Annotated in this window: 1 pseudogene; it reads right to left on the bottom strand. The window is 47.7% G+C overall.

The window, feature by feature from the left end:
* Positions 1–242: pseudogene (locus ACODJP_RS13975) on the bottom strand (hypothetical protein); the annotation flags it as partial.
* Between the last annotated feature and the right edge of the window lie 35 nt (positions 243–277).

Genomic DNA, 277 nt, shown 5'->3' with positions numbered 1-277 from the left:
CCCAACACCATCCCTAGCCCAACTAACATCATAATAAAGGTCATCGCCGTTTCCGAAAAACCGGAAATAAACATCATGTATGGCTTTACGTAGCTGAACCAGGCAAACACACCTGCGTTGCCAAACATCGTGGCGGCGAAAATTAACCACGGGGCCGGGCTGCGTAAAAAGTGAAATTGTTCGCGCAGCTTTCCTTTCGCCTCGTCGCGAATATCCGGCACCCAAAAATAGACCGATGCCATCACCGCAATATTAAAAACAGCGATCAATAAAAAGG

The sequence above is a fragment of the Pleomorphochaeta sp. DL1XJH-081 genome (assembly GCF_049310885.1).
Classification (GTDB): Bacteria; Spirochaetota; Spirochaetia; order Sphaerochaetales; family Sphaerochaetaceae; genus CAYZJV01.
Note: the sequence above shows the minus strand (reverse complement) of the source record. Positions and strands in the feature narration are given on the sequence as shown.